Genomic DNA, 20550 nt, shown 5'->3' with positions numbered 1-20550 from the left:
TTAACCATCTAAAAAAAGAGTCTTTTAAACTACGTTTATTCCTATATTATACGACCCCTTTATGTAAGTAAGAAGCACCAATAAAGGATGGGCAAGTTACCTACTCAAAGAAGTGACATATAGTATCACTGTAGATTTCTTTCACCATAAAAAACGTGAGGGTTGCAGCTAGTATATGAAAGAAATTCTTTCCTTAAGGAGGAATAACAAATATGAACGAACAAATTCAAAAGCTGCTCAATAACTTAATTCAACTTGAACACGTCTCTTCGACTTTGTACCTAGCTATGTCTAACTATATGAATCGATTAAACTATAAAGGAATGGGCAGTTGGCTGCGTCTGCAGTCTGAAGAAGAACGCACTCATATGCTAAAACTTATTGACTACTTAGTTGACCGCGGCGGCACGGTTGAATTAAGTTCTTTACCTGCTCAGCCAAGTGAGTTTGGAACACCGTTAGAAACGTTTCAAAAAGTATTGGAGCATGAAAAGTTCGTCACAAATTCTTATCGTCAAGCGTTTCAATTTATCAGCCAAGCGAACGATCCTCAAACCCTAGTCATCGTGCAGGACTTTTTGAGAGAACAAGTCGATGAAGAAGCTCAGGCTCAGACAATTGTAGACCGCTTAAAAATTGCTCAAAATAACCCTGCAGCTATTTTTATACTCGATCAAGAACTAGGACAGCGAAAAGCTGCGCCGGCGGCGGGCGGAGCAGCTGCGCAAGGTTAAACGCGCAGAAGAGCACCGAACAATGTACAAAAACAATAACACGCCTCCCGTTTCCTTGCTTCGAGTTGGGATTCATCACGGCTATTACGGCTATCCGCCCAATGTGTACGACGCCATTCAAAGGCTTATGAATCAATATATGCATCAGCTTCACTATCATCGTCCTCAGTACGTTCACGTGTACTACGTGCACCCTTCTCTTATTCACTACTACCTTCACTGAGTGGAGGAAAACAGGAATTTTGTTTCATGAAGAAATTCACCGCTTTTCCACCTAATTCAGGAATTCCAATCAAAAATATGGATATTTATGCTAATATAAAATTTGTTAATCATATAAAGAAATAATATTAGCGGGGTGTCATATGGATAATCAATACGTTGTAGGATGGGGAACGCTGGCTCTAATTAATGCCGGATTAGCGCAAGGTAAAAATCGAACCGGTCTGAACTGGTTCTTATTATCTCTTGCTTTAGGACCGCTTGCTACCTTCATCTTACTGCTGGTTGAAAAACGATAAAATTAGCTCAAAGCTCATTACATTGAGCTTTTTTCTTTATTCTTCAACTATAACTGCTCTCCGAAACAAGTAAAAAAAGCACTGCTTGAAATTTTTTTCTAGGCTTAATATGCATAAATCTATTCATCATTCAGACTGAGTTCCGCGGCATTTTTTGATTAAAAACCTACATCTACTCTTTAGAAATAGGGTATTGGCCCTTTTTAAGCCTTTTTTTCTTTCTCTTCTTGCAATAAAACCAAAAGAAAGAAGAACGCTTTTATTCTATGCTTTTTCAATTATAGATTAACTTGTTTTCTTCAGATGATTACCATTTACACGGGAAAGCTGTGCATCTACTGAATGAGGTCAAACTTCCTGTATTTCTCAATCTGTAGGATGAATAAATACTCATTTTCTTCATTTGACAAAGAAATAAATGCTGTGTAATTTAAGTAACATACCCCATCTAAACTGTTTTTAGAAAGGATTAAGTAGCAAGATGCGTACAAAAAAAGAAGAGTGTATAATTGATGAAATGGGAAGAGTATCCCTTCCTTCTTTGTTTATGCAACTAACGAAACTCGAGACGAACGACAAAGTTCTTTTACGGAGCTGTGATCATTGGATTATTATTGATCATCATGATGAAAATGTCCCCGTTCCTTCTCATATCTTCATTCGAACAATTGACCATATGGGTAGAATAGTCATTCCAAGATCCCTACGAGATGACTATGAACTTAAGCCATTTGATTATGTAGAACTATACGTAGTAGAACAGCAAATTGTTATGAAAAAAAGAGACGAAAAAACGATAGCGCTTTCACAAAAACCTGTGGCGCCTCCTCCTTATTATGCAACATTAACCGGACGGCAGATTCAGCTCACTTCTGAACTTTTAACGTCAGTCGAATTGGATGCAAACATGGAGGTTCAATTTTTTATTAACCAAAAAAATAACATTGTGATTCAAAAATACGAAATGAATTTCGGTGAAAAAACGACTTTAATATTTACGGCTCAATCTCGAAAAATTGATGAACGTTTTCGACTCACCATTCCTAAAAAGCTGCGAGATGATTTCTCCATCCACTCAGGTACGATGTTAAAAATCAAGACAGGTAATAAGCAGCTAATTTTAGAAAAAGTGGAAAATGAAAAAGAGATTAGCAGCGTATTATCTCAGCAAATAGACGCAGCAATTGTTGAAAAATTACCGAAATAAGAACGACGCCAAAAACAAATGGTTTCCTACGGATTCAAAGCAAAAGCTAAGAGTTACGCATAGACTGACCCTTTCTATACTCAACTCTTAGCTTTTAGACTTATCTTCCATAAACGTGTACAAGTTTGTTACTCCACATGATAGCACTTCTCCAAAATAAAACGCTATTTCCATATCCATCAAAATCATTGTAAATAATTTGAATATATGATTATAATAAGATACTTTGCATAAAGGAGGCTGATTTAGTTGAAGATCTCAACAGGAGCTGAATTTTACGATAATGACGAGACGTTTTTGGCTTATACAAAACGCCGGCAGCAAAAAGAAAATGCGAATGATACAATTGAAGAACCAGCTATTCTACAGCTTCTAGGTGATGTTACAAATGCAAACATTTTAGACTTAGGGTGTGGAAACGCTGGATTTGGCGCAGAGCTTCTTGCACAAGGCTGTTTTTCTTATACCGGAGTAGACGGCTCTATCAATATGATAAACGCAGCTCAGCAACAGCTTTCAACCTATCCAAATGCAGGAGTGATTCACGAATCGATGGAGCACTATACTCCACCTCATGACACCTACGACTTAGTTACCGCAAGACTGTCTCTCCACTATATGGAAGACTTAGCTTCCATGTTCATCAAAGTGAATCAAGCACTCAAACCTGAAGGAAGATTTATTTTTTCTGTGGAACACCCAGTCATTACTTCCACTTTGCAGCCTTCCGCTCTCCACACAAACTGGACGGTGGATAACTACTTTTCAATGGGATTCCGTCAGCAGCACTGGATGGGCGGATACGTTCAAAAGTATCATCGCACGCTTGAAGAGTACTTTTCTTTGATGCAGCAAAGCGGATTCACCGTTACAAATTTAAAAGAAGCATGTCCTCAAAAAGAACATTTTGACAGCGCTGAGACTTACGAGCGTCGAATGCGGATTCCTTTGTTTTTACTGATGAGCGGTGTGAAGGATAGATAAATAAAAGAGATTGAGACATAACTCAATGGATTCAATCTAAAGACGAACAAACAGAATTAACAATCTAGCATGGATGGCTACACCGCTGTTGATTTCCGTGTAAGGCTTCGCTTTCCGCGGGAGTCTTCGCCTTGTCCTCCAATCAACCGCTAGAAGCACCTACATACATGAAATCTGCGTTCACCCTAACCATGAAAAAATCCGAACGAGTTAGATTCCCATTAAGAATCTTCACCGTTCGGATTTTCTTTTAACTAAAATACTTTTGTTCTAGCCTCTCTCGTACCTTTAAAACCGCTTTTTGTTTAAACTTAGCGTATGTTATTTATTCACGCTCACGTTATAAAATACAGGTCCTAAGTTAAAATCATAGCCTTTTACATGTGTAGACACGGCGTTAATATTGACTTTATGACCAATTAACGTAAACGGAAGCTCATCCCATACGTATTTCTGCGTAGCATCAATGGCTGGTCTCGCATCTTTTACAGAAGCAGCCGCTTTAATTTTATCTAAGTACTTTGTTGATTTCTCAACAGGAGCGCCCCCTGACGTCCAAAATCCTTGGAAAATGGTTGAACGCGCCGCCCAGTCTACCGGGTAAATATCCCATGCTTTAGGATCATTTACTTTATCTGTAAACGTTGCCCAGTCATACACTTCTAGCTTTACTTTTACACCGATTTTTTCAAGCTCTTGCTGGACGATAACAGCCGTATTGTACTGATCTTGATAATCGCGTGAAGTTAAAAGACGCAGTTCCTGCCCGCTGTATCCAGCTCTTTTCAAATAGCTTTTTGCTTTCTTTTCATCATGCTGATTGTACTCTTCTTTTCCTGCTTCACTGTAATAGTTAGGAAACTTTTTATTTACAATCGATGAAGTCAGTTCATAATAATCGGAATCGCCGTATGAACTTGATAAAATATCTTTTGCATTAATCGTGGCATTTACAGCTTTTCTAGCATTTAAATCGCTAAAGAACCCTTCTTGCGTGTTATAAAATAAACCAATAAATCCTCCTGGAGCCAGCTTGTTCTTAACGTTTTGCGTACTTTCAATTTGTGCCGCATTGTCGCTTGAAACACCTAAGGCAATATCAAACTGTCCAGCTGTAATGCCTGAAATTCTAGTAGATTCATCGCTTAAAAAACTAATTTTAATTTCATCTACGTGAGGAGTCTTTTTAATTTTTCGTCCTTTTGAAGAATAATCTTTAAATCTCTCTAGCGTGATATATTGATTCTTTTTCCATTCCTTCACTTTAAATGGCCCTGTGCCAACGAACTCAGTAGCTCCTTCAGCAGGTGCTTTTTCGATAATTTCTTTTGGAAAAATAGCGGCTGCCGGAATTGGATCTGCTAGCAGTGCCAGCGTATTCACGTTCGGTGTTTTCAAATGAAGCTCAACCGTATAGTCTCCTGTTCTTTTAACTTGTGCACCAACAAAGTTTGTTTTGCCAAGTGAAGACAGCTTAATCCATCGGTTAATCGAAGCTTCTACATCGTCCGCTGTCATTTCCTTTCCGTTATGAAACTTTACGCCTTTTCGCAGCTGAAACGTGTAGACTTTTTTATCATCGCTTATATCAATTTTTTCTGCTAAATCAGGCTCTACATTGCCTTTACTATCAAAAATAACAAGTCCTTCGTAAATATTTCGCGCCGCATCTTTAACTGAAGAATTTCCAGTAATCTGAGAATCTAAAGTTGTTGGCTCGCTTTGAAACGCAATGTTTAGCGTACCTCCGTCTTTTTGGGCGGCACTGGTGCTTTTATCGCCTGAGCTTGCTTGATTATTGCTGCACCCGGCAACAAATAAAGCAATCACAATAAATAATAACCATTTCACCTTAACCTGTTTCAACGTCATTCCCCCAATAATTAAAATCACTTTTTAAAACCCACTATTTTTGTAAGGTTAGTAGGAATATAAACCATCCTACCACCTTTCCATTTGTTTGTGAAATTAGCAAAATTAAACTGTTTCTTTGCAATTACTGATTCAATTTGTCTTGTTTCAATTCTCAATTCTTAGTATGTTTATAAGTAAAGTATTTTATCTAAAGGAGGATATTATGAACTCTGCCATCCGTCTTCATACTAAAGAACATATTGCAACGATTGAACACTACAAACAAGCTTTATCTCTTCTATCATGGGACGCAAAAACATCCGCTCCTCTTAACAGTCAAAAGCAGCATGCAACCATTCAAGGCACGCTTTCCAAAGAGCTTTATTTGCTGCAAACAGATCCAGCCTTTGCAAAAGAATTGCAGCATCTTCAAGAACAAAATCTAAGTCAACTACAGCAAAAACAAGTACAGCACTATTGGAACATCTATCAAAAACTTTCCACTGTACCACTGGAAGACTATCATCAATTTTCTGTTTTAAAAGCTTCTACTCATGCTCTTTGGTCACAGGCTAGAGAGCAAAATAACTTTAAGCTCGTTGAAGACAACCTGCAGCAGCTGATTCATATGCATAAAAGATTTGCGGAATACCGTAATCCTCACCTCGCTCCTTACGAACAGCTTTTAGAAGAATATGAGCCTGAAATTTCTAGTGAAACCATCGATTCGCTTTTTCAACAAATTAAAGGTGCTATTCTTCCTTTGCTGACAAAAATCAAACGCTCCTCGGTTACACATGATACATCGTTTCTCCACGAATCGTTTTCGGTCGAAAATCAGCAAAAGCTCGGAAAACACCTGCTAACTGCGATTGGCTATAACTTTAAGTCGGGACAAATAGGCACCACTACCCACCCGTTTAGTGCAGGCATTCACCCTCACGATGCAAGGCTTGCAGTAAGATACGACGAACACAATGTAAAACTGGCAGCTTTTATGTTTTTACATGAAGGCGGACATTCTATTTATAATCAGCAAATTAGCTCTGAGTTGCTTGACACAGGGTTAGGCGCATACACGTCTATGGGACTGCATGAATCTCAATCTCTTTTTTGGGAACGCATCATCGGAAAACATGAAGGGTTTTGGAGAAATCACGCTCACTTATTCAAAGAGTTAGAACCTGCGATCTACGGTAATATTTCATTTGAAACTCTTTACTTTGCCTTAAATGAAGTCACACCTTCTCTTATTCGTTTGCAAGCAGATGACCTTACGTATCTGCTGCATATTATCATTCGCTACGAGCTAGAAAGAGATTTATTCGCTGACAAGCTTCGCGTCTCGGATCTTCCTTCTGCATGGAATACAAAATATGAAGCGTACTTAGGAATCAAACCAGAAACGGACATTGACGGAGTATTGCAGGACGGCCACTGGTACGGAGGAGCGTTTGGCTACTTCCCTTCCTACAATCTAGGATTTATTTATGCAGCTCAGCTACAAGAAGCCCTAATCAATGACCATCCTGACTTTGATAAAATCATTTCGAGTCAAAATCTATCGCTTATAGCAGACTGGCAAAAACAGCATATTCACCAGTATGGAAAACTAAAGACGCCAAAAGAGATATTAACTGGTCTTTCTATAGATAGAATTGATGCTCAGCCCTTAATTAATTATTTGACGAAAAAGTATGAAGAGTTGTATAAACTTTAAATTTACCAATCCATTTATTTTATAAAATTTTGATAGCGTAAATACAGTAAACCCCTATAGACATGACGAAAAAAGCATCAAAGCCTTTTGTTAGAGAAACAAAAGCTTTGATGCTTTTTTAAATAAAGATTTACTTAGCGTTTGTGCTGATATAATGTTTAATTACTTCATAAACATAGTCTTGGCAAGCGGCTGCTGTATTTGGATTATATTTTCCACCGTTTACTTTGTTGTTAGATAACACTCTGATACCCAAGAATGGAACGTCGTAGCTTCCTGCAATTTGTGCTGCCGCTGCGCCTTCCATTTCTTCTACAGACGTCCCGTACTTAGTATGGAACCACTTAATTCGATCCACTTCGTTATTCCACGTGTCTGCTGATCCTATCGTTCCTTCAACCACTTTTCCTTTTTTATATGTATCTTTTACTGCATTTGCAGCCGCAAGTAACTTCTTATCTCCTTCATAATAACGAGCTTTTTCAGCATCAGGATCTTCTCCAGCGCTTCCTTCAGAAGCCATTAAATCCATCGGCTTCCACGCAGTAGGATCCATTCCTTCGCCTTCTTTTTTATCTTCTGTTTTTAAAGAGCCTATATTCGTTGTTCGCTTTCCTAATACAATATCAAACACGTTCAGGTTTTCATCATGCCCGCCCGATGTTCCTTGGTTGATAATTGCTTTAGGATGGTATTTTTCTATAGCTATCGCTGTAGCAGCTGCCGTGTTTTCCATTCCTTTTCCTGTTTTAACCACGATGACTGGATAATTATCGACAGTTCCTTTGTAAAAAACAAAATTCCCTGACTTTTCTTCTTTTACATTTTCTAATTTTTTAGCGAATTTCTGCGCTTCTATCGGCATCGGTCCTTGCACAATAATAGGCTGCTGCTTCTGTTTATCTCCGGCTTCTTTTTTTGAAGCTGAATTACACCCGGCAAGTATAGATAGCAGTAAAACCATACCAATAGTAAATAAAGCCCCTGTTTTTAACATCTTGTTTTTCATAGATCGTTACTTTCACTCCATTTCGTTTTGCTGTTTCATACACTCGATGATTGGACAAAAGAAAAAAAACTAGAGCATGTTTCATGGTCTACGTTTTTTAGAGTCGAAGTATAAGAAATTAATTACGGAATACAGCTTCTGTCTGGATAAACCGAACATTTTTATACTTTAACTCGTAGTCCAGTTCTTTGAATGGGAACTAGGTAGAGACACTTAGACCATATTTCCAAGCATATACGAGCAATATTTTTCACTTTCTAAATGTATCAAATACAAAATGTTTATTCAATACAAAAAGCGAATATTTTAATATTATTAATCTAAATCGTTCGTCTTTAACCAGTTTTCACTAAATATATTACAAATACCTATCTCAAAACAAAAAAAAGAGGCTGAGACATAACGAGATGAATCGAATTAAAGACGCACAAATGGCATACATGAGCTGAACCGCTTGTGACACCGAAGTTGATTTCCGTGCAAGACTTCGCTTTCCGCGGGCGGCCGCTGAGCCTCCTCGTCGCTTGCGCTCCTGCGGGGTCTCACCTGTTCCGCTTTTCCCGCAGGAGTCTTCGTCTTGCCCTCCAATCACCTGCTAGAAGGAACGAAATAGGTGAAACCTACGTTCACCCTAACAAAAAAAAATGAACCACTAATCAAAAATGTTGATTAATGGTTCGTTTTTCACTTCGTCTAAAATACTTTTGCCTCAGCCTCTTTTTCTACTTACTATTTACCGTTCTACCTTCATTTAACGTTTATTGGCAGCGGTGCATGAGCCGCTACAAGCTTCTGTTCACGCATTTCTTCCCAGAAGGCTGCCGGAATGACGGTGTTTAATGCAGCTTTGTCTTCTGCAATACGCTCTGGACGACTGGCGCCAGGAATAACGGCAGCAACCGCTGGATTAGCCAGTGAGAACTGTACAGCAGCAGCCTTAATGCTGATCTGATGACGATCTGCAATGGCTTTGATTTTTTCTACTTTTGCCATAATGTCTGAAGACGCTTTTTGATATTCAAAGTGTGTACCTCCAGCAAGAACGCCTGAGCTGTATGGTCCGCCGACAACGATGTCCATATTATGCTTTACAGCTTCGGGCATCACTCGCTGCAGCGCACGTTCATGATCTAACAGCGTGTATCGGCCAGCTAGCAGCGATACATCGGGCTTTGCTTCTTCCAATTCCAGCATAATTTCGATTGGTTCCACTCGGTTTACTCCAAGTCCCCATCCTTTTATAACTCCTTCTTCGCGCAAACGTGTAAGCACACGAAATGCGCCCGTTCGAGCAGATTCAAATTGTCCTACCCACTCATCTCCATAAAAATCTTGCGCAACATCATGAATATACACAAAGTCTAAGCGATCTGTTTTTAAACGGTTTAAGCTTTGCTCAATTGAACGAAGAGTTGCATCAGCGCTATAGTCATTAATAATTTTATTTTTACGGCCGAATTCAAAAAGCCCGCCTTTTTCTCCCATATCACGTGAAGATGTATCTTCCAATTCATCTGAAATGACGCGACCTACCTTTGTACTTAGCACATACTCATCGCGGTTTCTTTTTGATAGTGCTTCACCAAGGCGCATTTCTGCTAAGCCAGCTCCGTAAAGAGGGGCTGCGTCAAAGTAGCGGATGCCGCTTTCCCAAGCAGCATCGACCGTCGCGATAGCCTCTTCTTCTGGAATATTGCGATACATATTGCCTAGTGGTGCTGTTCCAAAACCTAGTTTTCCTTGCAGTATCTCTCTCATATGAATAAAACCTCCTGAAATTTTTATACCTCTATTTTAGAAATTAATTAGTACGAAGGAGAACCCAACGACCAATCGATTTATTAAATATCTTGTTATTCCCTGACAAAATTCATTATGAAGCATGGAAACACGAAAAAAAAGTACGCACTTTAAAGTAATATGGGAACTAAAAAGTAACCTACTAAGATGCAAATGAGCTTTTTAGACTCTTTTTTCTTTATACCCTTTCTACTTCTTACTCATGCAAACAAACATTTTGCATACAATAAGCAGAAAGCTACTTTATAAATGAGGTGAGAATTTTGAGAGATGAATACTTCAAAAAAATTGAAGATAAGCTCGATAAGCTCGATGAAATGGACGATTCCACAATGAAAGAAGAACAAAAAGATGAGTATTTTCAAAGTTTGCTAGATGATATGGATGATTTGTTAAAAGACATGCGCCAGAGAGAAAAAGACTCCGACCATCTTGTCAGTGAACATATGAGAACGGTTAATGACATATTTGATAACGCAATCAAAAACTTAAAAAAAGACCGAAATTAGCGTTACCATGCTTCTCCTTCTTTTAAATATACTGATTTTTCTGTTTTTTTAATATAAAAACATAGAATTTCATATGTAAAAATGGTATTTTCAGTATACGCAAACTGTAGGAGTGAAAAGAGGAATGAAAAACGGTCACTTTAAAGAACGAGTAAAAACAAAGGAAGAGCTTCGACGTATAGTCGGCGCGCCTAACAAATTGGCGCATCAAAAAATAATTCCTTATTTAGATCGACACTGCCGGGAATTTATTAAACATTCCCCTTTTGTCATCATCGCTACAGCTGATCATAAAGGAATTTGCGACAGCTCTCCACGAGGTGATCATGCTGGTTTTGTACAAGTCGTCGATGAGAAAAGGCTGTTGATTCCAGAGAGGCGCGGCAATCAAAAAGTAGATTCATTGGAAAATATTTTATCTAATCCTCAAATAGGGCTGCTTTTTTTAATTCCAGGCATAGAAGAAACGCTGCGTATTAACGGCAAAGCTTGCATTGTAAAAGAAAAAGCGCTGCTTGAAACAATGGCGGTTCAAAATAAAACTCCGCTGCTCGCTATCGGCGTCGAAGTACAAGAGTGCTTTCTCCACTGCAGCAAAGCGTTCAAGCGATCAAAACTGTGGAACCCAGAATCTTGGGAAAGAGTCGAAACGCTTCCTTCTGCAGCTAAAATAGTCGCAGAACACGCAGGCTTTTCCACCCTAGAAAGCCTCAACAATCCCGAAGGAAGCAAAACTTAGCACCTTTATGAAAAAAAGCCGCTATAATGCGGCTTTTGTCATTTTACCATCAAAAAAAGTATACCTCCAGCAATGATCAGAACGGGTAACAAAGCAAGAAGCACGCCCTTTTTCGAAGATCCTATGTATTCATGATCACCATAGGCGCGGCCTGCTCTCAAATCGACTTTCACCTGAGATTCTTCTTTTTTATGTTCTTTTTTCATCCTCTTTGCCTCCTAGCGGCATTTGAGCGTCGATTTGCTTGATATGATGCTCCAAATGAGAGATATAATCTTTAGCCAACCATTCAAGCGAAACGAACTTTCCATCTCCTAGTTCGAATTGATACATATGCTTTTCTATTGGTATATGCAAAAGAACGGAAGCAATTTGCTTATTTAAGCTGCGCCACAGGGCAACTACTTCTTCCATGGACGTATCTTGATAGTGCTGCAGTTCTACCCATTCATCTTGTTTGTAAGGTATCAGTACACAAGGATTTTTTTCATGCTGCACGTTGATAAAGCGCTGTAAATTGTGAATGGCTGAGTCACATAAGTGCCCCACAATTTCTTTTGGTGACCATTTCTTAGGAGCAGGACGGTTTGACGTCTCTGCTTCAGAGAGTACTTCAAGCTTTTTAGGAAGCTTTATCACCCATTCATTTAACTGAACAATCGTCGTTTCCATGTTCATTTCTCCTTTAAACACGTTTTTTTCAAAAACCTTCCCCATATAATATTCATCGACTGCATTTCCATCTACAACGAGTGAACATACTTTTTTCCCTTCTATTTTAAAACCCATCTTTTTATACAGCGAAATGGCCGGTTCATTGTGAGTCATCACCGTTAGCTCTACTCGTTTAATGCCGCTCTGCGCTGCCCATTTCTCCATTTCTTCAAACAACGCAGTGCCGATACCTCGGTTTCCATAAGAATGAAGCACGCCAACAGCTAAGTATGCGCTGTGTTTTTTTCGGTTAACGCTTCCGCCAATCACAGATAAATGCCCAACAAGCTGTCCGTCTTGTTCCGCCACTAAAATGGTTGAGTTCGGCATCTTTAAAAAAGTTGTAATCATTTTTTTCTGCTGTTCAAGCGTAGTCGCACGCTCATTTTCCTCATACAGCATATAGGCGGTTTCTTTATCAAGCTTTTTATTTAACGTTAAAAAAGCGGCTGCATCAGAAGATGAAATTTCTCGAATCACGTTTACCCCTGCTTTCGTAAATAGTAGTTAACTAGAAAAAAACGTTAAAAAGCGGATGATATCATGACACACGAGGTGAACGTTTTCCTAGAAACGCAGTGAAGATGAAGCATATACTAAAAGCGACGGCTGAGACGAAAAAGCCAAGCATCCATCCTAAAGCTCGCATAAACGTATCTTCATTGGGATACAGAGGTTTAACGCTTAGCCACTGGCTCACCATAATCAATGCCAATATTAAATAAAAGCTGCTTCCTGTTAAAGCCATTTTAAGACGGTTTTTAAATGACCCTGTCCACGCTGTACTAAAAGCGCTCCACGTGAAAATACTTACAATCGTCGCTAAAAACATAAGAACAAGATGTAAATAAGGGATATCTGTAAACATAAGAAGATAGAGTAAAAATATCGTAGTGCCAAAATATAAAGCATTAATGCCAAACAAATAGCCTCCGCTCAGCCAGTGGTTTTGAAACCACTTTTTCTTGCTGAGACGTTCTACCACTCCGCTGGGAACCCACAGCGTACGCGAAAAAATAATCATCACCAGCATAAGTACCATGCCGGCCAAAAAGAATGTTGACACCTTTTCATCAGCCTTTCTATTCAAAATAAATATGGTTAATTATACTATTAATAACAAAATTAAACTATTGTTTTCTTTACTAATGAAGAGGCTGAGGCAAACGTATTTTATTAGTGGTAGGGAAATTTGAACGATGCATTGAGATTCTTGGTAGAGAATTAAATTCGTTCGGATTTTTTATGGATAGGCTGAATGTAAGTTTTATGTAGGTAGCTGCTTCTAGCTGTTGATTGGAGGGCAAGGCGAAGACTCCTGCGGGAAAAGCGGAACAGGTGAGACCCCGCAGAAGCGTAAGCGACGAGGAGGCTCACCGGCCGCCCGCGGAAAGCGAAGCCTTGCACGGAAATTAACAGCGGTGTCACAAACAATTCATATGAGCTCATTTATCCTATTTGTTCGTCTTTCAATGGGAGTAATTTAGAGATGTCTTAATCTCTATTTACATTCTTCCTCCAGTAAACGGATTGATTTCCCCTGTTAAATCACGTCCTGCTTTCTTTTCTTCGTAAGCGATGCGCTTGCCAATCGCAATTTTATTCCAAATTAGTGGAACCCAAATACACGCTCCGAAAAAAATCATCCAAAAAAGTTCTCCCATTTCCTCCATCCTTTCATTTTCTGCTTTTATTTTGAAGACAATAAGAAACGCGTATACGGTTTTTATTCCTGATTTGAATCACTCATGCCGTATGAAAAGAAATAAACCAGGACTGATAAAGCCATTCCGTAAGCGGTCCAAGCCGCTAGTAAAATGGCGTACTGATGATTGATAAAAAACAATCCGCTTGAAATCAGCAGCAGTATAAAACTAATCCATTTTATTTTTTTTATTACTCTATCCCTTTTACAGTAAGTTTCTTATTGTCTACTTGTTATTACGGACAAAATGTATAAAAGTTCCATTTTTTAAAAAATAACCGAAAAAGAATTTGATAAAACGTTCAACTATCGATTATCATATACCTTAAAGTAAGCTTTGCGATTCATAAGTGGGAGTGAACAATCTTGTCTTATAGCATGAAAGAAATGAATGAAAAAACCGGGCTTTCCGCACCAACTTTGCGCTATTATGAAAAAGAAGGAATCCTTCCTTTTGTAGAACGTGATGAAAATGGAAAGCGCCTCTATAACGATACGAATATTGAGTGGATCCGTTTTATCTTAGCTCTGCGCTCAACTGGCATGCCGCTTGCAGAAATAAAGCGCTATGTAGAGCTCTATAAACAAGGGGAAAGCACGATTAAAGAACGAAAAAACATGATGCTTCAGCACAAAGAAGCGGTAGAAGAAGAAATGGCCAAAACTTTTAAATACCTCGAGCAAATTAACTACAAGTTGGCTTTGTACGACTCACTAGAAGCAAGGTTAGAGCAAAAAGAAATTAAAATATAAACACAAAAGTCCGCAGGTGCACCTGCGGACTTTTTATTAATACAGTGAATTTACGGTGTTTAGCAGTTCTTCTGACCATGTCCAATCGCTGATTTCAACTGCATCTTTTACGTGGTGCAATTTACTAGCTCCGATAATGCTTGATGTCACAGCGGGCTGATTTAGCACCCATGAAAGAGCAAACTGAGACAAGCTTACTTCATGTTGTTCTGCTAACTTGCGATACTGCTCCACCAGCTGAAAGTTTCGGTCAGTAAAGTAGTTTCGCAGTAGCTTTTCACCATGTGCAGCACGACTTTCTGGCGGCACGTCATTTGGTGTTTTATATTTGCCTGAAAGCATGCCGCGCGCTAACGGACTGTATACCATAACGCCTACACCTTCGGATTGACTAAACGGCAGCAGCTCGTGTTCAATTTCACGAGAGAGAAGATTGTACTGAGGCTGAACGGAAATAAATTTTTCAAGATTCATGTTGTCACTAATATGATGAGACTTTGCGATTTGCCACGCGGCATAATTGGAGCAGCCGATATAACGAACTTTGCCTTGACGAACTAAATCATCTAGCGTGCGAAGCGTTTCTTCCATAGGTGTATGGTGATCAAAAAGATGAACTTGATAAAGATCGATGTAGTCCGTCTGCAGTCGTCGCAGCTGATTATCAACTTCTCTCATAATATGTGTGCGTGAAAGACCTTTATCATTTTTGCCTTTTCCTACGGCAATGCCGACTTTTGTTGCAAGCACAACATCATCTCGTTTTCCTTTTAACGCGCGTCCAATAATTTCTTCAGATTCCCCTGTGCCATATCTAAACTCTTCATCCTGCCCTTTTCCGTAATAGTTGGCTGTGTCAATGAAGTTAATTCCGTTTTCAATGGCGCTATGTAAAATAGCTGCCGACGCTTTTTCGTCAATCCATCGTCCAAAAGCCATGGTACCTAGACATAAATTTGATACTTCCAGACCTGTTGTTCCAAGCTTTCGATATTGCATCGATACCCTCTCCTTTTTATTTCTGTTTATAGTCACTATTATCATACACCTTAATGTTCACTTTAAGACAAGCCTCAAGCATGCGTACATATACAAAAAACGGCTAGGAACAGGCAGTGCTTCTAGCCGTTTTTTGGTTCATTTTCTGCTTATTTTTTGTAATTCGCTTCTTCATTAGACATAATATGGTAAGATAAATCATAGCTTACTCGTTATCGAAACTACATTAAGCTGCCGCTGTTAAAATCACGGCGATTCCATTAAAACAAGCGTGAATGATCATACTCGGAAGCAGCGACTTTGTTTTTTCGTACACCCACGCAAACACGAGACCTGATAAAAAGTTAACGGGCAAGGTATTGTACGTTGGAATATGCACTAGCATAAAGATAAACGAACTTCCCACTAATCCAAATATAATCCCTCCTTTACGTTTCAGCCACGTATAAAAAAAACCTCGGTAAATAATCTCTTCATAAAAAGGTGAGATCACAGCGGCTGAAACAAAAGCAAGTATAAATGAAAACAGCGACAGGTCATGCTGTAAACTGGCTGTTTTTTTATTTTCATACGTCATACCAAACCATTCCATGAGTACAACAATTGCCACACTTCCTAAGATCAGCACAAAAAGCCAAAAAAGAATGAGCGGCCAGTGCCGTTTTGAAAACGATTGAAAACCAATTTTTCTATCACCATCCTGCACCATCAGCCAATACAGAGCTGATAAAAACACAGTTGCCATAACAAATCCAGTAGCTGTTCCAGCATAGAGCTCACTTTTAAATAGCGACTGGAAAACGTGCTGCAATGCTCCTTCAATGAAAACAGGAACACCAATAAACGTAACGACTAGCATAATTACAAATGATTTTATTGTCCATAATCCTTGATTTTGTTGTTTCAATTTACTTCGCCTCCCTTTTACCTATATTCAGTGTAAAAGGTGACGTAACGTTACCTGCAAGCATTTTTTTGGAGGGATTAAACATGATTTATTTTTCTACGGGGCAAGCCGCTAAAAAATTAGGACTCACGGTGCGTACGCTTCGTTACTACGATCAAATCGGATTGCTTCATCCATCGTCAAAAGCCGAAAATGGAAAACGCTCCTACTCAGAAACGGACTTAGTCACACTAGAGAAAATTACCCTGTTAAAAAACTTAGCCGTTCCTTTGCGAGATATTGAACTTATTCTTCATCAAGTAAGTATTGATGAACTTTTAGCGATTCATCAGCAAAAACTTCAGCAAAAAGCTTCAGAAATTCAGCGAGCTTTAGAACACACCCACACTCTTCGCAACAGTATAAAAATAGAAGGTGAACTAAACTGGAAGCAGCTCCTTCCTTTAGTTCACAATCAGCCTACTACACAAAGCAGCTGGACTGATCTGCTTTCAATAGAAGAAAGTGAGATTCTGCAGCGTGATATGCCTAAACTGGAGAATGAGAGCGCTGATAAATGGATCAGCATCATTAAACGAATTCAGCTGTGTTTAAAGCATCAGCGTTCACCACAGTCTGAAGATGGCCAGCTGATTGCGGCGGATATACTGCTTTTATCAAGTGAGCTATTTGGCGCTCATACCGATTTAGAGAAAGCCTTTTGGGATATTCGCAAATCTCCTGAGGCATCCAGTTCACTTAATCTCTATCCTATTGACAGCGAAGTCCTTCAATTTATTGAAGATGCGATTATTTTTTACGAACAACACATAAAGGAATGAAAGTATTGAAAAAAGAAAAGCTGTTTGCTAATTCTTCTTATAAAAAATTATTTATTTCAAGTACTGCGGCAAGCTTCGGAGATTTATTTGATATGTTTGCGGTGATGACGCTTTTTACATACGTGTGGCACGCAAATTCCCTCTGGATTACGCTTATTCCTGTCGCGTACGCTTTGCCTAGCATCCTGCTAAGTCAAGCAGCTGGAAATTTAGCAGACCGCTACAATAAAGTACAGCTGATGTTTCTGTCTGAACTAGTCCGTCTTCTGTTTACATGTCTGTTATTTTTCACAAATGAACCGCTTTTGGCACTAGGGGTGCTGACGCTGCGCTCTATGAGTTCTGTTATGAAAGTGCCCGCACAGCTCGCTTACGTTCGAGAAGTGGTCAAAGAAGACCAGCTGCTGCAGGCCTCTACTTTACAAAACATTATGTTTCAAATTGCCAAAGTTGTGGGACCGTTTCTCGGAGCCGCCGCGCTGACGTTTACAACACCTAAAGCATGTATTTTAGTTAACGCCGCAGCTTGTATGATTTCTATCGGCGTGCTGTTTTCACTTAAAAAAGCAGGTAAAAATATTCAAGGGCAAGCTGCTCGTTCTTCCCATCAACCGAAAGAAACGTACTCAAACGGCTGGAAACTCGTTTTTCAGCACCCGATTCTTTTACGTGTCGTTGTTTTGTTTCACGTTTCATACTTTGTCGTCATGCTTGTTGATGCTCAAATTAGCATCTTTCTTCGAGATGTGCTCCCTCATAACCCGGAAATGCTCGGCTGGCTGCTTTCTGGAATCGGGCTGGGAGCGCTAGCAACAGGAGTGTATCTTAATCGAAAAAAACAGGTTCACCATCCATTTAGACTTTTATCACTTGGACTGCTTCTATTTGGAGGTTCTTTATTTTTTATTAGCTGCTTTAACCCAGCCGTTATGTCGCGCTATTTTATTTTGATTGCTGCACCTATCGGTGGCGCCGGAGTTGGACTTAATTTGCTGCTGTTTAACTATATCGTTCAAAAGTACAGTGACAAAGAGCATCTAGGGAAAGTGTACGGATTCATTAACACCTTAACGAGCGCCGTTTTACTTACTGCTCCTGTTCTTGGAGGCATGGTCGTAAAGCTTGCAGGTGCTCAGACGACTTTTTTAACGGCGGCAATCATCGTAGTAGTCGTTGGATTTGTGAGTATGGTGATGCCGCTGCGTGATAAACCGGAAAGAAACGTTCAGATTGACGCATAAAAAATATCTTTCCTTATTCCCCTGCAGCTGGCTGGATTTTAGGGACACTGCTTTTGCTAGGAAACTCTTTTTATACGAGAAGATACTTACATAGAAGAACAGCCAAAAAGTAAATATCAGTCCGGAGCCGTATATACAAACCTTCATTCGGTTATGGTAAAATAGATAAGCAAAAACTGGATGTAAGGAGATTTTTAGTTTGAAAACGGGATTAATATCTGGCATTATATCTTTAATTATTGTGATTATCATTTCTATTACAGCAGGCAACTGGCAGTATATTTACTATATTTCAGGCCCTCTTGGCATATTACTTACGGCAATTGCACTCGTAACCTTACTGGATACATTTCGATTTGAAACGAGAGGACCTTACTTTACCCCGGTCCGGCAGCGAGAGGATACAGAATGGATGAAACGTTTTATTATTGCAGCTGTTCCTCATTTAGTTGCTTCTTGTATTTGTATTTTATTTTTATAGAGCTCAAAAAAAGGTTAAAACATAACGAAATGAAGCTAACCTAAAGACGAATAAATGAGATGCATGAGCTGAACCGCTTGTTACACCGCAGTTGATTTCCGTGCAAGGCTTCGCTTTCCGCGGGCGGCTGCTGAGCCTCCTCGTCGCTTGGATCCTGCGGGGTCTCACCTCTTCTGCTTGTCCCGCAGGAGTCTTCGCCTTGCCCTCCAATCAACTGCTAGAAGGAACGAAACAGATAAAACTATATTCACCATCGTAAAAAAAACGAACCACTAATCAAACATGTTAATTAGTGGTTCGTTTTTCACTTGCGCTAAAGTACTTTTGTCACAGCTTCTTTTCTCATTTACGAAATGCCGCGCGACATACCGTAATAATCAATACGGTAGTCCACAGATCCCTCTGCAAATACATTTACAGCTGATTTAGAATCTTTTTTCGGGAATACGCGGGAAGTGAAGACAATTTTACCGCCGTTTATATAAATTTCGACAATGCTTTTGTCTACAAATACGCGAACATCTACTTCATTTGACGCCGTCCATTTTTCAGAGCGAACGACACCGTATTCCGTTGCATATTGATGGTGGAATGAAGAGCGGTCGAGTCTCACTTCTTGCTTTTCTGTATCAAACATAAGGCGAAGCTCTTCTTCTTTACTATTAAACAGCTCTAAACCAAATTGTTTGGCCGCTATCTCGCGGAACGTCATATTGATTTCATAGGCATTGTTTGTTGCTTCATCAATAATCACTTCTTCATTTTTTAGCGTGCCTCTAAAATGAACCGCTTGATCTCGAAGCTTATTTAACTCTTCTACAGGCTTTTGAACAAGTTCATTACCTTCAAGGGAAAGCTCACGAGGAAGCGTTAATGCATGGGCCCATCCGTATTCGTCTGATGGATAGTCAACGTCCGGGTTTCCAATCCATGCAAATAGCAAGCGACGTCCGCTTTCATCTTGAAACGTTTGCGGTGCATAAAAGTCAAATCCTTTATCAATTTCACGGTAATACTCCATTTCAAACGTTAAACTTTCCACATCAAAGGTTCCCACCGCGTAAATCACATTATAAATATTATGAAAATCGTGGCCCTCCGCTTTGATTCCCTGCGGTGAAAAGACAAACACATCTTTTCCGTCCAGTTTAAAGTAATCCGGGCACTCCCACATATATCCAAAGTCAGGAAGCGATGTTTGAACTTCGCCTTTAAATGACCACTGAAGCGCATCGCTTGATTCATACACAATTAATGCGCCCGTTTCGTTTTCACGCTGAGCGCCCAGCAGCATATAATATGTATCATTTTCTTTCCATACTTTCGGATCGCGCACATGTCCTGTATACCCATCAGGAACGCCTCGTACCGCTGGATTGTGCATGTATTTTTCTACACTTCCATCCCTTTTTAGCATCGCGATACATTGATTAGCTGAGCGTGAGCCGTCTTCGTATTTTACATTCCCCGTATAAAACAGCAGCCCTTGACCATCTTTTTTGATAGCGCCGCCTGAGTATGCGCCGTGCGATTCATATTCTTCCGTTGGTGTTAGGGCAACCGGAAGGCGTTCCCACGTTACTAAATCCGTAGATTTCACATGAGCCCAGTGCTTCATTCCATGCATCGCACCGTACGGATACCACTGATAAAACACGTGATATTCACCGTTTAATTGAATCAATCCGTTTGGATCATTCATCAGCCCGTACTGTGGATGAATATGATAAATCGGCTGCCAGCTGTCTTTGATTGCTTTGTCTTTTAATGCTTCTAACTCTCCAGATTTTGCTTCTAAAATCGTTCTGTACTTCGATTCAGCCATTTCTTCAATCCCTCCAGCATCTAAAAA

The 20550-nt window shown here is 39.6% G+C and carries 25 protein-coding genes and 1 riboswitch; of the genes, 13 read left to right on the top strand and 12 right to left on the bottom strand.

Annotated elements, in window-relative coordinates; translation table 11 throughout:
• Nucleotides 1–212: 212 nt before the first annotated feature.
• The 5 genes from ACNHOZ_RS05475 (at nt 213) to ACNHOZ_RS05455 (ending at nt 3446) form a co-directional block, all read left to right on the top strand.
• Nucleotides 213–734, top strand: a complete 522-nt coding sequence (locus tag ACNHOZ_RS05475) for a ferritin (RefSeq protein ID WP_014458733.1) — start codon at nt 213–215, stop codon at nt 732–734.
• Between the two features lie 22 nt (nt 735–756).
• Nucleotides 757–957, top strand: coding sequence for a hypothetical protein (locus ACNHOZ_RS05470; protein WP_014458732.1), 201 nt, complete (start codon nt 757–759; stop codon nt 955–957).
• A gap of 142 nt (nt 958–1099) precedes the next feature.
• The gene (locus ACNHOZ_RS05465) at nt 1100–1255 is read left to right on the top strand and encodes a hypothetical protein (protein ID WP_014458731.1); all 156 of its coding nucleotides are present in this window, start codon (nt 1100–1102) and stop codon (nt 1253–1255) included.
• Nucleotides 1256–1736: 481 nt separating this feature from the next.
• Nucleotides 1737–2462 carry an AbrB/MazE/SpoVT family DNA-binding domain-containing protein gene (locus ACNHOZ_RS05460; RefSeq protein ID WP_255902824.1) on the top strand — a complete coding sequence of 242 codons (726 nt, stop codon included), beginning with the start codon at nt 1737–1739 and terminating at the stop codon, nt 2460–2462.
• Nucleotides 2463–2711: 249 nt separating this feature from the next.
• Nucleotides 2712–3446 carry a class I SAM-dependent DNA methyltransferase gene (locus tag ACNHOZ_RS05455; protein WP_255902843.1) on the top strand — a complete coding sequence of 245 codons (735 nt, stop codon included), beginning with the start codon at nt 2712–2714 and terminating at the stop codon, nt 3444–3446.
• Nucleotides 3447–3767: 321 nt separating this feature from the next.
• Here ACNHOZ_RS05455 and ACNHOZ_RS05450 read toward each other — a convergent pair whose 3' ends face one another.
• A complete protein-coding gene (locus ACNHOZ_RS05450; RefSeq protein ID WP_028414963.1) occupies nt 3768–5318 on the bottom strand; it encodes an ABC transporter substrate-binding protein in 1551 nt (516 codons plus the stop codon).
• 205 nt (nt 5319–5523) lie between these two features.
• Between ACNHOZ_RS05450 and ACNHOZ_RS05445 the strand changes: the two genes are divergently transcribed.
• The gene (locus ACNHOZ_RS05445; protein ID WP_255902845.1) at nt 5524–7020 is read left to right on the top strand and encodes a carboxypeptidase M32; all 1497 of its coding nucleotides are present in this window, start codon (nt 5524–5526) and stop codon (nt 7018–7020) included.
• A gap of 130 nt (nt 7021–7150) precedes the next feature.
• Here ACNHOZ_RS05445 and ACNHOZ_RS05440 read toward each other — a convergent pair whose 3' ends face one another.
• The 3 genes from ACNHOZ_RS05440 to ACNHOZ_RS05430 all read right to left on the bottom strand — a co-directional run bounded on the left by ACNHOZ_RS05440 (nt 7151) and on the right by ACNHOZ_RS05430 (nt 9787).
• Complete coding sequence (locus tag ACNHOZ_RS05440) at nt 7151–8029, bottom strand: 5'-methylthioadenosine/S-adenosylhomocysteine nucleosidase (protein ID WP_033579961.1); 879 nt, start codon at nt 8027–8029, stop codon at nt 7151–7153.
• 156 nt (nt 8030–8185) lie between these two features.
• A riboswitch (purine riboswitch) is annotated at nt 8186–8289 on the bottom strand.
• Nucleotides 8290–8402: 113 nt separating this feature from the next.
• Nucleotides 8403–8621 carry a hypothetical protein gene (locus ACNHOZ_RS05435; RefSeq protein ID WP_168761181.1) on the bottom strand — a complete coding sequence of 73 codons (219 nt, stop codon included), beginning with the start codon at nt 8619–8621 and terminating at the stop codon, nt 8403–8405.
• A gap of 155 nt (nt 8622–8776) precedes the next feature.
• On the bottom strand, nt 8777–9787 hold the full coding sequence (locus tag ACNHOZ_RS05430; RefSeq protein WP_048020363.1) for an aldo/keto reductase: 1011 nt from the start codon (nt 9785–9787) through the stop codon (nt 8777–8779).
• Nucleotides 9788–10092: 305 nt separating this feature from the next.
• Here ACNHOZ_RS05430 and ACNHOZ_RS05425 point away from each other — a divergent pair, with 305 nt between their 5' ends.
• Together ACNHOZ_RS05425 and ACNHOZ_RS05420 are read left to right on the top strand one after the other, a co-directional pair.
• The gene (locus ACNHOZ_RS05425; protein ID WP_048020361.1) at nt 10093–10338 is read left to right on the top strand and encodes a hypothetical protein; all 246 of its coding nucleotides are present in this window, start codon (nt 10093–10095) and stop codon (nt 10336–10338) included.
• A gap of 124 nt (nt 10339–10462) precedes the next feature.
• Nucleotides 10463–11077, top strand: coding sequence for a pyridoxamine 5'-phosphate oxidase family protein (locus ACNHOZ_RS05420; protein ID WP_048020359.1), 615 nt, complete (start codon nt 10463–10465; stop codon nt 11075–11077).
• 38 nt (nt 11078–11115) lie between these two features.
• On the opposite strand, the gene ACNHOZ_RS05415 is transcribed toward ACNHOZ_RS05420, so the two are convergent.
• The 3 genes from ACNHOZ_RS05415 to ACNHOZ_RS05405 form a co-directional block, all read right to left on the bottom strand.
• A complete protein-coding gene (locus ACNHOZ_RS05415; protein WP_014458721.1) occupies nt 11116–11283 on the bottom strand; it encodes a hypothetical protein in 168 nt (55 codons plus the stop codon).
• Nucleotides 11267–12271, bottom strand: a complete 1005-nt coding sequence (locus ACNHOZ_RS05410) for a GNAT family N-acetyltransferase (RefSeq protein WP_372497461.1) — start codon at nt 12269–12271, stop codon at nt 11267–11269. Before ACNHOZ_RS05410 ends, ACNHOZ_RS05415 begins: the two co-directional genes overlap by 17 nt.
• 61 nt (nt 12272–12332) lie before the next feature.
• Complete coding sequence (locus tag ACNHOZ_RS05405) at nt 12333–12833, bottom strand: hypothetical protein (protein WP_048020481.1); 501 nt, start codon at nt 12831–12833, stop codon at nt 12333–12335.
• A 250-nt stretch (nt 12834–13083) separates the two neighbouring features.
• On the opposite strand from ACNHOZ_RS05405, the gene ACNHOZ_RS05400 reads away from it, so the two are divergent.
• Nucleotides 13084–13278 (top strand): hypothetical protein, encoded by a 195-nt coding sequence (locus tag ACNHOZ_RS05400; protein ID WP_048407606.1) that lies wholly within the window; start codon nt 13084–13086, stop codon nt 13276–13278.
• Between the two features lie 18 nt (nt 13279–13296).
• Here ACNHOZ_RS05400 and ACNHOZ_RS05395 read toward each other — a convergent pair whose 3' ends face one another.
• The gene (locus ACNHOZ_RS05395) at nt 13297–13455 is read right to left on the bottom strand and encodes a hypothetical protein (protein ID WP_162200723.1); all 159 of its coding nucleotides are present in this window, start codon (nt 13453–13455) and stop codon (nt 13297–13299) included.
• A 407-nt stretch (nt 13456–13862) separates the two neighbouring features.
• Here ACNHOZ_RS05395 and ACNHOZ_RS05390 point away from each other — a divergent pair, with 407 nt between their 5' ends.
• Nucleotides 13863–14249, top strand: a complete 387-nt coding sequence (locus ACNHOZ_RS05390; protein ID WP_033579956.1) for a MerR family transcriptional regulator — start codon at nt 13863–13865, stop codon at nt 14247–14249.
• 36 nt (nt 14250–14285) lie between these two features.
• On the opposite strand, the gene ACNHOZ_RS05385 is transcribed toward ACNHOZ_RS05390, so the two are convergent.
• Together ACNHOZ_RS05385 and ACNHOZ_RS05380 are read right to left on the bottom strand one after the other, a co-directional pair.
• On the bottom strand, nt 14286–15248 hold the full coding sequence (locus tag ACNHOZ_RS05385) for an aldo/keto reductase (RefSeq protein ID WP_048019975.1): 963 nt from the start codon (nt 15246–15248) through the stop codon (nt 14286–14288).
• Between the two features lie 226 nt (nt 15249–15474).
• Nucleotides 15475–16155 carry a CPBP family intramembrane glutamic endopeptidase gene (locus tag ACNHOZ_RS05380; protein WP_048019974.1) on the bottom strand — a complete coding sequence of 227 codons (681 nt, stop codon included), beginning with the start codon at nt 16153–16155 and terminating at the stop codon, nt 15475–15477.
• Nucleotides 16156–16238: 83 nt separating this feature from the next.
• Here ACNHOZ_RS05380 and ACNHOZ_RS05375 point away from each other — a divergent pair, with 83 nt between their 5' ends.
• The 3 genes from ACNHOZ_RS05375 to ACNHOZ_RS05365 all read left to right on the top strand — a co-directional run bounded on the left by ACNHOZ_RS05375 (nt 16239) and on the right by ACNHOZ_RS05365 (nt 18698).
• Complete coding sequence (locus ACNHOZ_RS05375; RefSeq protein ID WP_048019973.1) at nt 16239–16976, top strand: MerR family transcriptional regulator; 738 nt, start codon at nt 16239–16241, stop codon at nt 16974–16976.
• On the top strand, nt 16973–18217 hold the full coding sequence (locus tag ACNHOZ_RS05370) for an MFS transporter (RefSeq protein WP_230683532.1): 1245 nt from the start codon (nt 16973–16975) through the stop codon (nt 18215–18217). The genes ACNHOZ_RS05375 and ACNHOZ_RS05370 overlap by 4 nt, the downstream gene beginning before the upstream one ends.
• A 199-nt stretch (nt 18218–18416) precedes the next feature.
• Nucleotides 18417–18698, top strand: coding sequence for a hypothetical protein (locus tag ACNHOZ_RS05365; RefSeq protein ID WP_028414975.1), 282 nt, complete (start codon nt 18417–18419; stop codon nt 18696–18698).
• 40 nt (nt 18699–18738) lie between these two features.
• Here the strand turns inward: ACNHOZ_RS05365 and ACNHOZ_RS05360 are convergent, their stop codons facing one another.
• Together ACNHOZ_RS05360 and ACNHOZ_RS05355 are read right to left on the bottom strand one after the other, a co-directional pair.
• Nucleotides 18739–18912, bottom strand: coding sequence for a hypothetical protein (locus tag ACNHOZ_RS05360; protein WP_196299102.1), 174 nt, complete (start codon nt 18910–18912; stop codon nt 18739–18741).
• 132 nt (nt 18913–19044) lie between these two features.
• Nucleotides 19045–20523 (bottom strand): glycoside hydrolase family 32 protein, encoded by a 1479-nt coding sequence (locus ACNHOZ_RS05355; protein ID WP_048019972.1) that lies wholly within the window; start codon nt 20521–20523, stop codon nt 19045–19047.
• Nucleotides 20524–20550 lie beyond the last annotated feature (27 nt).

This window comes from Priestia sp. D51 (genome assembly GCF_053345675.1).
This window is presented reverse-complemented; position numbering and strand designations above follow the sequence as displayed.

Coding starts and splice junctions, on each gene's coding strand:
- ACNHOZ_RS05415 (WP_014458721.1), bottom strand. CDS start 11,283: ATGAAAAAAGAACATAAAAAAGAAGAATCTCAGGTGAAAGTCGATTTG.
- ACNHOZ_RS05475 (WP_014458733.1), top strand. CDS start 213: ATGAACGAACAAATTCAAAAGCTGCTCAATAACTTAATTCAACTTGAA.
- ACNHOZ_RS05445 (WP_255902845.1), top strand. CDS start 5,524: ATGAACTCTGCCATCCGTCTTCATACTAAAGAACATATTGCAACGATT.
- ACNHOZ_RS05450 (WP_028414963.1), bottom strand. CDS start 5,318: ATGACGTTGAAACAGGTTAAGGTGAAATGGTTATTATTTATTGTGATT.
- ACNHOZ_RS05405 (WP_048020481.1), bottom strand. CDS start 12,833: ATGGTACTTATGCTGGTGATGATTATTTTTTCGCGTACGCTGTGGGTT.
- ACNHOZ_RS05470 (WP_014458732.1), top strand. CDS start 757: ATGTACAAAAACAATAACACGCCTCCCGTTTCCTTGCTTCGAGTTGGG.
- ACNHOZ_RS05370 (WP_230683532.1), top strand. CDS start 16,973: ATGAAAGTATTGAAAAAAGAAAAGCTGTTTGCTAATTCTTCTTATAAA.
- ACNHOZ_RS05395 (WP_162200723.1), bottom strand. CDS start 13,455: ATGGGAGAACTTTTTTGGATGATTTTTTTCGGAGCGTGTATTTGGGTT.
- ACNHOZ_RS05440 (WP_033579961.1), bottom strand. CDS start 8,029: ATGAAAAACAAGATGTTAAAAACAGGGGCTTTATTTACTATTGGTATG.
- ACNHOZ_RS05420 (WP_048020359.1), top strand. CDS start 10,463: ATGAAAAACGGTCACTTTAAAGAACGAGTAAAAACAAAGGAAGAGCTT.
- ACNHOZ_RS05375 (WP_048019973.1), top strand. CDS start 16,239: ATGATTTATTTTTCTACGGGGCAAGCCGCTAAAAAATTAGGACTCACG.
- ACNHOZ_RS05460 (WP_255902824.1), top strand. CDS start 1,737: ATGCGTACAAAAAAAGAAGAGTGTATAATTGATGAAATGGGAAGAGTA.
- ACNHOZ_RS05355 (WP_048019972.1), bottom strand. CDS start 20,523: ATGGCTGAATCGAAGTACAGAACGATTTTAGAAGCAAAATCTGGAGAG.
- ACNHOZ_RS05385 (WP_048019975.1), bottom strand. CDS start 15,248: ATGCAATATCGAAAGCTTGGAACAACAGGTCTGGAAGTATCAAATTTA.
- ACNHOZ_RS05430 (WP_048020363.1), bottom strand. CDS start 9,787: ATGAGAGAGATACTGCAAGGAAAACTAGGTTTTGGAACAGCACCACTA.
- ACNHOZ_RS05465 (WP_014458731.1), top strand. CDS start 1,100: ATGGATAATCAATACGTTGTAGGATGGGGAACGCTGGCTCTAATTAAT.